The 8,768-nt window shown below is 59.9% G+C and carries 9 protein-coding genes and 1 pseudogene; 6 read left to right on the top strand and 4 right to left on the bottom strand.

The annotated features are described in order from the left end of the window. The 4 genes and pseudogenes from FJ938_RS29075 to FJ938_RS29060 form a co-directional block, all read right to left on the bottom strand. The coding region (locus FJ938_RS29075) for an Ig-like domain-containing protein (protein ID WP_140700054.1) at window positions 1-1,583 on the bottom strand (1,583 nt) is incomplete at its 3' end. Between the two features lie 1,065 nt (window positions 1,584-2,648). Beyond that, on the bottom strand, window positions 2,649-4,313 hold the full coding sequence (locus FJ938_RS29070) for an SEL1-like repeat protein (protein ID WP_140612788.1): 1,665 nt from the start codon (window positions 4,311-4,313) through the stop codon (window positions 2,649-2,651). Between the two features lie 10 nt (window positions 4,314-4,323). Continuing rightward, window positions 4,324-4,824 (bottom strand): annotated as a pseudogene (locus FJ938_RS29065) (TCP-1/cpn60 chaperonin family protein); the annotation flags it as partial. A 35-nt stretch (window positions 4,825-4,859) separates the two neighbouring features. Further along, window positions 4,860-5,198, bottom strand: coding sequence for a co-chaperone GroES (locus FJ938_RS29060; RefSeq protein WP_140612787.1), 339 nt, complete (start codon window positions 5,196-5,198; stop codon window positions 4,860-4,862). Between the two features lie 76 nt (window positions 5,199-5,274). Here FJ938_RS29060 and FJ938_RS29055 point away from each other — a divergent pair, with 76 nt between their 5' ends. From FJ938_RS29055 to FJ938_RS29030, 6 genes are all read left to right on the top strand, one after another. Then, window positions 5,275-5,559, top strand: a complete 285-nt coding sequence (locus tag FJ938_RS29055) for a hypothetical protein (RefSeq protein ID WP_246673590.1) — start codon at window positions 5,275-5,277, stop codon at window positions 5,557-5,559. Window positions 5,560-6,068: 509 nt separating this feature from the next. Then, entirely contained in the window at window positions 6,069-6,404 is a 336-nt protein-coding gene (locus FJ938_RS29050) for a hypothetical protein (RefSeq protein WP_140612786.1), read from the top strand. Window positions 6,405-6,715: 311 nt separating this feature from the next. Beyond that, complete coding sequence (locus FJ938_RS29045) at window positions 6,716-7,291, top strand: hypothetical protein (RefSeq protein WP_140700052.1); 576 nt, start codon at window positions 6,716-6,718, stop codon at window positions 7,289-7,291. Next, window positions 7,291-7,665 (top strand): hypothetical protein, encoded by a 375-nt coding sequence (locus FJ938_RS29040; RefSeq protein ID WP_140700049.1) that lies wholly within the window; start codon window positions 7,291-7,293, stop codon window positions 7,663-7,665. Before FJ938_RS29045 ends, FJ938_RS29040 begins: the two co-directional genes overlap by 1 nt. 398 nt (window positions 7,666-8,063) lie before the next feature. Next, window positions 8,064-8,408, top strand: a complete 345-nt coding sequence (locus FJ938_RS30215) for a DUF3644 domain-containing protein (RefSeq protein WP_246673589.1) — start codon at window positions 8,064-8,066, stop codon at window positions 8,406-8,408. A gap of 58 nt (window positions 8,409-8,466) precedes the next feature. Beyond that, window positions 8,467-8,768, top strand: a 302-nt coding sequence (locus tag FJ938_RS29030; protein WP_140700047.1) for a cyclic nucleotide-binding domain-containing protein, incomplete at its 3' end; no start/stop codon positions are given.

The following is an 8,768-nucleotide window of genomic DNA, read 5'->3' as shown; positions in this document are numbered from 1 at the left end:
TGGCCGTTCTCCACCCCCGTGGCAGTGCCGCTGATGGTCAGGTTGGAGGCGGATTCCGCCAGGTTGAGACGATTGTCGCCCGCGATCGTGTTGATCGCGATCACCGGCGGCGTCTCGTCCACCGTCAGCGTCTTGCTCGCCTGCGTCGCCGGGTTGCCGGCGAGATCCGACACGTTCGCCGTCACGGAGTAACTGCCGTCGGCCAGCTGCCCATGCGCCAGGTCCGCAGCCGGTGCGGTGACCGACCAGACGTTATTGCTCACCGTGCCGGTGTAGGTATGCCCGTTCAGCACCACGCTGACGGTCTGGCCGTTCTCCACCCCCGTGGCAGTGCCGCTGATGGTCAGGTTGGAGGCGGATTCCGCCAGGTTGAGACGATTGTCGCCCGCGATCGTGTTGATCGCGATCGCCGGCGGCGTCTCGTCCACCGTCAGCGAATGTGAATCGGACGCCGCAGTGCTAGATCCAACCTTAACCGTCGCACCAAGAGTGTAGCTGCCGTCGGGCAGCAGGTTATGCGCGAGATCGGCGGCTGGAATGACAGCAGACCATGTACCGTTCGAGGCAACCGTGGCCGTATAGTTATGACCATTTAGGCTGACGATGAGATGTGCGCTGGACGTAAAGTTCGCGACCGTACCGGTAATGGTGACACCGGCAACTGCATCGGCGGAGTTGAGCAGCCAAGGGTTTGACTGGCTAGGCTCGATCGGATTGATTTTGACCGTGAACGCAGCTGGGGGATCGACTCCGAGAAAATCGCTTGGCGTGAGCGTCGAGGCCCCAGTGACATTTACTTTCAGATCGGCGATGCCATCCCCGTTGGTATCTGTGTAAACGAACGATCCACCACTACCGTCTGTGGTATACCAGACGGCAAAAGCGCCAGCGGCCCCGAGGTTGGTCGTGTTGGCGGATTGCTGGCCCTTCCAGAAGAATTCCCCCAGCCCCGCACTGGAGGCGGTCTGCCCGCCCTGCGAGCCGACGATCATATTGTCGTTGAGGAGCTTCCTGAAATCGAGTTTGTCGACGCCTGCTTTGAAATTGTTGATCACATCCCACTGCGACCCGGTGCCATTGAAGGAATCAGTCGCGCTGGCGTAACTGAAGACGTTGGCGATCTGACCGTTGAGTGTCGCTTGAAAGACGTTCTTGCCAATACTGCTGTTGATGTCGAGAGAAGCGAGCAGAGAGGTGCTCGACAGGCCCGAGCCAGCCAGGCTTGGGTTGCTGGAAAAAGCGCTCAGAAAAGCGGATGCGCTGTTAGCGCTGAAGGTGACAGCAGGGGAGCCGGCAAGCAGGTTTCCATAGTGGTCGCTCTGTGCGAACGAAAAGTTGTCGAGCGATGTCGCCCACAGTGTGTAGTATTGGCCGGTGCCCGCAGCTTGAAACGTAAGCGTCAGATTGTCTGTCCAGAACGCGTTATCGATCGTCTGAAGTTGCGTCGCATTCGTAGTGGCGAACAGGGCGTATGCGATATCTTGCAGTGCGATAATCTGGCTTCCGCCGATGTTATCACTTGTAAGGGTGTCGAGCACATTAAGGTTGTCGACCGTCGCGCCATTGCTTGTTGTCGAGGCCATGACTTGCTTCCTTTTCAGCGGCGGCAGGACCCTGATGCCTGCGACTGCCCATTGAGTTCACTCGATCGCCAGCGACCGACCTTCTGGCCGCGTGCGACATGGAATTAATGAAAGCGCGGCCATTGGCGCCGGTGCCGGCCTCGCAGTTCCACAGCCGGAGTTCGCCGCCTTCGCCGACTGCGGCTGTCTCGCGCGCCTCATCGGCGCGCCAGACAGGCGACCATGCATCGGATAAGAAGCCGATGCGCCAAGCGCAGCCAGGCGAACGGCTGAGACATTGTCGCGCCCCTTTATTGCCGCGGTCATCTGGGGCGCGGCCGGCCACTTCGCGCTGGGCACGATCACGCCCATCTCGGGCCGCAATTTTTTCAACGACGTTGGAAGATCAGGAACGACGGGGGCGATGAACAGCAGTTCTTCTGGGTCGCGCACGCATTGTGAAGTCGCCTGCGCGGGGGCGCGACCATTCAAACGGACAAAGCCTGCGGCATTCCTGCACTGGCCTCGCGGTGGCGACTCTCTCCGACCTACTCGCACTTACCCCTGCCCTTCGCCGACACCTCGGCGACCACTCGGTAAGAAAGTTCGGAAAGCGAAAGACAAATGCAGGACACCCCGGAATTACCAACATAGGTAAACCCTTGGCACGCCAAGCCGGTCGCACCTTAGGTACATCCTGACAATTCGTCTTACGAACCCCAAACCCCCAACTACTCGCGCGACCGCCCCTGTTTCAGTCGCACGTCTCTTTACATGTCATATTACTAAAGTCGAAAATTAGGATTTTGTAAAGCATACGGATTGCACCCACTTTGTTTTTGGTTAAGGGGGAAGGGAACCGCAAACGACCGGCAGGTCGCAAGTACTGCTAGTCGGCGAACATCTGTGCCTGGCGCTCCCGGCGTCCGGCAAGGTCGATCAGGGACTGGCGTCGCGATCGGAACTCCTCCATCCGCGGCCCGATGTAGTCAAGGACTGCCAATGGCTTCGGCACGAAACGTAAAATTCTCCGGTTGTCCTTGTTCGTGGCAGGTGCGTGGGTTGGCGTGCTTGCACATGCAGGTCTCATCCAGAGGCGAACTCAGCGAGTTCGTCGGCCGCCTCACTGATACCGTGTGCGGCCGCGCGCTCGAGCCAAAGGCGAGCGGCAACCGCGTCGCGCTCTCCGGCGAGACCTTTGAGGAGATAACGGCCGAGCATGAGTTGGGCTTGGCCATGTCCACGTCCGGCAGCGGCGGCGTACCATTTCTGCGCTGTCATCTGGTCGACCGGCAAGCCCAGGCCAGCGCTATGCAGCGCTCCAAGCGCAAACATCGCCCCGGCATGACCCTCGTCGGCGGCCTGCTCGAAAAGCTGCATTGCAACTTTAGGCTCACGCCGGCCCCCGCGTCCGTTGAGCAGCATCTCGGCAAGTGCCACTTGCGCGTCGAGCATACCGGCATTGGCTGCGCGGGCAAACCAGACGCGGGCCTGCGATGGATCGGCCGCAACGCCGCGCCCATCCTGGAGGAGGCGGGCATACATGTATTGCCCGTCGGGAACACCTTCGGCCGCGCGCCTTAGCCATTGCGCCGCTTGCCCCTCGTCCTGGCGAACACCGAGTCCGTTGGCGAAGCAGAGCCCAAGATTGAATGCGGCGATCAGATCGCCCGATGAAGCGGCCGCTTCGAACCATCCGGCAACGCTAGCACTGTCATCCGGCTCTCCGGCTCCTGCGAGGACAAGATTGGCAAGATCGATCTGTGCCTCCTGATTGCCGCCATTTGCCGCAGCGCGCAGCCAGCGTGCTCCCTCTTCGACGTCCTGGGCTACGCCGTTTCCCGTCAAATAGAGCGAGGCCAAAGCGCGGGCGGCGGCCTGGTGGCCCGCCTCGGCCGCTCGCCGATACCAGTTTGCGGCTTCTGCAAAATCCGGCCGCTGCGTTTTCGCATAGTGATTGCCCAGGAGATGGGCTGCCTCGATATTGCCGGCCAAGGCGGCACGTCGCATCCACGCCTCTCCGGCAGCGACATCCTGGTCGACGAGTGCACCGTCAATCAGCGCCAATCCCAGCCGGAACTGGGCGGAGGGCAGGCCGTTCTCTGCAGCAGCCTGATAGAGTTGAGCGGCTGCAGCCATGTCTCGTGTCACGCCGAGCCCGTGCTCGGTAAGAACCGCAAGAAGATAGGTTGCGGTCGGCAGCCCAGCGTCGGCTGCGCGCCTTACCTCTTCGGCTATCCTGACCCGGTTTTCGCGTTTGCCGCGGCGCGCCAGCGACAGGGCGAAGCCAAGGCACCCTTCGGCGCAACCCGCAGAAGCCGACTTCTCGTACCAGCGGTGCGCCGCATCGGCATCGCGCATCGATTTGGGGCCGCTGGTAAGGATAAATCCAAGGATCGCCTGTGCCGTAGACGAGCCTGCCTCGGCCCCCTTGGAGGCAAAGTCGAAAGCGGCCGCGAAGTTTGGTTTGCTTGGGCAATCTGGTTTGAACAATTGCTCGGATCCGGCGCTCTGGCCGTCAGCGTCCTCGGCCACCAGTCCGGTCAGATAAAGAGCGGCGAGGAGCGCTTGCGCATCGGCGTTCCCGTGGCTGGCTGCCCGCAGTAGCCACCGCGCGCCTTCTGTACGGCTCGGAGGGACACCCGAGCCTTCGAGATAGCAACGCGCGACCCGGTACTCGGCGTCGACGATCCCCGCCCGCGAACTCGGTGTCGGCGGTCTTGGCTTCCTCGACGGTGATGACGCCGTCATTGCCGACCTAGTCCATCGCCTTGGCGATCATCTCGCCGACAGAGGCGTCGCCATTGGCCGCGATAGTGCGGACCTGGGCGATCTCGGCTGACGACTTGACCTTCTTGGCTCGCGCCTTGATCTCCTTGACGACGGCAGCAACGGCAACATCGATGCCGCGCTTGAGGTCCATCGGGTTCATCCCGGCGGCAACGAATTTGGCGTCTTCGCGCAGGATCGATGAAGCCAGCACCGTGGCGGTGGTGGTGCCGTCGCCGGCGAGGTCGTTGGTCTTCGAGGCCACTTCGCGCACCATCTGCGCGCCCATGTTCTCGAACTTGTCGACAAGCTCGATCTCCTTGGCGACGGTGACGCCGTCCTTGGTGATGCGCGGCGCGCCATAGGCTTTGGCGATGATGACGTTGCGGCCTTTGGGGCCGAGTGTGACCTTCACCGCGTTGTTGAGGATCTCGACGCCGCTCAGCATGCGATCCCGTGCATCGGTGGAGAATTTGATTTCCTTGGCAGACATTTTCTTATCCAGTTCGGGTTTTGGGAACAGCGAGATCAGGCGGCCTTCTTGACCGCTCCGGCTTTGTCGGTGCTGGCCATCTCGGTCTTGTCGATGATGCCCATGATGTCGGCTTCCTTCATGATCAGGAGGTCTTCGCCGTCGATCTTGACTTCCGTGCCCGACCATTTGCCAAACAGGATGAAGTCGCCCGCCTTGACGTCGAGCGCGATCAGCGCGCCATTTTTGTCGCGCGCACCTGGGCCGACAGCGATGACTTCGCCTTCCTGCGGCTTTTCCTTGGCATTGTCGGGAATGATGATGCCGCCTTTGGATTTGGTGTCGCTTTCGGCGCGCCGGATGATGACGCGGTCGTGGAGTAGCCGGAATTTCATGGGGGGCTCTTTCTGGGGCCGTCATTGATGGCGACCGCACCCGTCCTATAGGCGCTTTGGCACTCGATAGATAGGAATGCAAAAAATTGTTCACGGACCGCGTTCAATAATCCGCAGCTATGACGAGGCGGCAAGCGCATCCGCTTCGTCGGCCATGATGGCATGTCCCAGATTTCAGTCTCGGTTGCCGCCTACGCGATGTACAAAGATCAAGCTAGGAATCGCGGCAGACGAAGCCGGCTACCTCGGCGCCTTCGATACGCCAAGCGATGCCATCCATGACGTGGCGGAAGCGTTAAAAATCCATTGCGGCGTCGGTTCGCTGGCCCTCATGCCTCCGTTGGAGCTCGCGGATCTGTGACCTGATGCCGGTCAAGCCGTTCTCGGTCTATCGCAAGCTCCCGATGAGGCTCGACCTCACAGCAGCGAGCTTGGGCCAATGAGCGGCCTGATTTCCACTGCCGGACTGTGGGGAGCGGACAAGGTGGTCTCCCTGACTGGATATGCGCCCCATCAGCATGTCCCAAGTCCCATCGAGCCTCACTTCGCTGCTCCAGCGCGGTACCCAGTCTGAAGTTCGGGCCGGTCGCACTCGCAGCGGCTGTTGCGAGGGCCGCCACGACCCGGGACGTGACAGTCGCAAGTCGCAACTTGTAGGAGGGGTCGATCCCAGTGAATGGGACCGTCTGTCGGAGGTCGTGCAGCCAAAGTTGCTGCTGCTGGGTAGGGAGCAAAAGAACCTAGAAGGCTCCCCCCTCGGCACGATAGAGCCTCTGGTCCTCCGTGCCAGGGAAGCCGCCCTGAAGGGCGTTCTGGCGCGATTGTTGGGGCGTATCGGGGCTAGGGTGCCTTTCCGTTTCGGTCCAACAGATGAACCAATGGATCGACACTTTTGGGGGAGATTCAGAAGGTCCACACTCAAGCGTCGATCTCGTAGCTTTTAGTGCTGCGGTAGAGAGGCGCCTCACCGCAATATCACGTGGACAGCTTACGCTCACACCTGAAGACGCCGTCGACGGTGTGCGAAGCCACTATTGGCAGCCGGTGCAAAACACACCTGAAGCCGATAATTTGCTTCGTTTGGCTGCCCTCGCGCGGGTGGAAATCGAACCCACCGAAGAACTTCTTCCCCGGAGAGACGCAGGATTGGCACGCTCGATGGCCAGCGGGCTTGTCATCGCCGACGCCGGTGGAGGGGAGTTGTAACAGATGGCGGGAAAGCAGAGCGGCTCGCCGCCTCGCAAACCAGCATCCCCGTAGCCTTTCGTCTCGCCGGGGTGGGGCCCAGCGACACCGAACGCTCGGCGGCTTTGAACATCGCGATGGCCTCAGTTCCGGACGGAAGTTGGATCAATACCTGTGCAAACCTCGACGAATTGTCCGCGGTCATTACATCCTTGCTAAGACGACACCGGAGCCAGTGGACAGCGCTAGACAGGGCTCTTTCAAGTGACCCTGGGCTCTGGCGCCTAGCTGCAGCGACGAGACACGTCAGCAACTGGATTCGAGCGCTCACCGTGCTCCACGAGCGAAATTTTTCGTTATCGCTTGAGGCAATACGCAAGTCGACTGTTCAACAAATTAGGGCCGGCAAGGTTTCTACTTTTTTCTATGCGGCTGCGGCACATCAGACTGCTGCATTTCTGCGCAAACATCCGGCAGGAGAACAGTTGCTTTCATCAATTGACGTCCAGGAGTGGACGGAGGCTCAGCTTTCGTACGCCCGCGCGGTGTTGGTTCCAGAAACTGTGACGGCCGCTGCCTGGTTTGCAGAAAAAGGACGAGAGGATATTGCAAGACCTCTGTGCGACAGACAAATCACAGATGCCGATCCACTCCGATGGTTGTCTGCAGGGATATCTCACCTATCGCACCTAGTGCGACTTAGCAGTCGAGACGGAGAGGCTATCCGCTATTTACTCAAGGTGCTCGAAGCCTGTGGGTGGCTGCAAGAAGCGGTTGCCAACGCAAATACAGGTGATTTGTCAGGGGCGCTGTTCTCTCTGTCTAACCATCTGCCAGATGGGTGCCTGCCGGCCTCGTTATTGGCGCACCTCAAAACCAGGGTCACGTCTGAGCTTCTGAGAATTTAATGGCGGATGGTGAAGCGGGACTTAGAGCTTTGTCACTCTTAGGTAGCGCCACACTGTTCTTGCCACAGTATGCAATCCTGGCTGATCTTGAATTACCCTCGGACGAACGAATTGCCGCCATGATAAAGGCGCGAGTGCGAAAGGTTGAGGTGGGTCAAGTCGGAACCCACGAGATTCAACTGTGGCTGGGAATAATGAAGCTTAGTGAGAGGACAACCGTGCGCTTAGACAACGAGCAAACGACACGCATGATCCGATTGCTCGAAATCACTCCGACACCTTCTCCGCAGGGCGCAGAAACAACGAAGGCCTTGCTGTCATGGTTGCGCACGCACAACAGTGAAGGCCGCGTCGATAGTATCGCACGTTCGTGACTGCTGCCCCTACGATTGCCTAGACGGCAGGCTCCAGTCGCTGGCCGATGAGGTGACTTGCCGCTTCGACCGGGACCAACTCGGCGCGCCCTCTTGGGTAACTAAAAGCAGGATCTTCAAGCCATGCCAAACCGGAAAAGGGGCCATCATGTTGAACGCTGGGAAGTAGCACTGGTCAAGGCAATGCTCGCGACCAAGAATAATAACGACCAGGACATCCTTGCCTATTTCACCCGGCCGACGCGCTCGATCAATCATCGGCAGATTTCGGAAATCGGTCGGAAGCAAAGCACAAGGCGATCAAGCCAGCCAATTCGGAGCAACTTGCCGAATTCCTAAACTGTTGGCCGGATGTGGACGGTGAGACGGGCCTCAGCCTAAGGGGCGACGAGCTGCTCGTGAAGGCCCGCGAGGCAATGATCGCCGCAGTCCATAACTTCAACTCAGCGGGCCTCCATTTCCGCGCAGAGATCTTCATCACCACAGCCATGGTCGCATGGACCTACCTCTGCCATGCTTGGTTCAAACGCGAAGGGATCGACTATCGCTACAAAATCAACGGCGCACCCAAGGTATTGGCAAGCGGCGCGGAAGCCTATTGGGAACTCGGCAAATGCTTGCGCAACGACCAGCTGCCCGTCGCCAAGGCGGTACGGCAGAATCTCGAGCTATTGCTAGAGATACGGCATGAGATTGAGCATCGCTCGACTGTGCATCACTTGCCGCCAGTCGGTCGCCCATGACACAGTCCGGCCAAATGATCTGGACGCGTTGTGGCGATCAAGCTGAGGAGTAATACGGTTGGCCAGCCTCGATCGCTCGCTGATTGCCGGGCTCTCCATTTTCGAGGGCATGGCCGCCGCCGATCTCGACCGCATGGTCGGGCAGGCAAGATCCGCGCGGATTGCCAAGGATCACCTGATTTTCGAACAGGAGCAGGACGCCCATTCCTTTTTCCTGCTGCTCGACGGGCATGTGCGCGTGGTGAGATCGACGCCGGAGGGTCAAGACGTGACTGTCCGCTATATAAGTCCAGGCGAATTGCTGGGCATCGCCCATGCGCTGGGCCGCGCCACCTATCCGGCAAATGCGATTGCCGCCGT

The sequence above is a fragment of the Mesorhizobium sp. B2-4-14 genome (assembly GCF_006442155.1).
In the GTDB taxonomy this organism is placed as follows: Bacteria; Pseudomonadota; Alphaproteobacteria; order Rhizobiales; family Rhizobiaceae; genus Mesorhizobium.
Note: the sequence above shows the minus strand (reverse complement) of the source record. Positions and strands in the feature narration are given on the sequence as shown.

Bases quoted from the DNA above. Each gene is read 5' to 3' on its own strand.
- FJ938_RS29060 (WP_140612787.1), bottom strand. From the start codon at position 5,198: ATGAAATTCCGGCTACTCCACGACCGCGTCATCATCCGGCGCGCCGAA.
- FJ938_RS29050 (WP_140612786.1), top strand. From the start codon at position 6,069: ATGAACCAATGGATCGACACTTTTGGGGGAGATTCAGAAGGTCCACAC.
- FJ938_RS29055 (WP_246673590.1), top strand. From the start codon at position 5,275: ATGCAAAAAATTGTTCACGGACCGCGTTCAATAATCCGCAGCTATGAC.
- FJ938_RS29070 (WP_140612788.1), bottom strand. From the start codon at position 4,313: ATGACGGCGTCATCACCGTCGAGGAAGCCAAGACCGCCGACACCGAGT.
- FJ938_RS29040 (WP_140700049.1), top strand. From the start codon at position 7,291: ATGGCGGATGGTGAAGCGGGACTTAGAGCTTTGTCACTCTTAGGTAGC.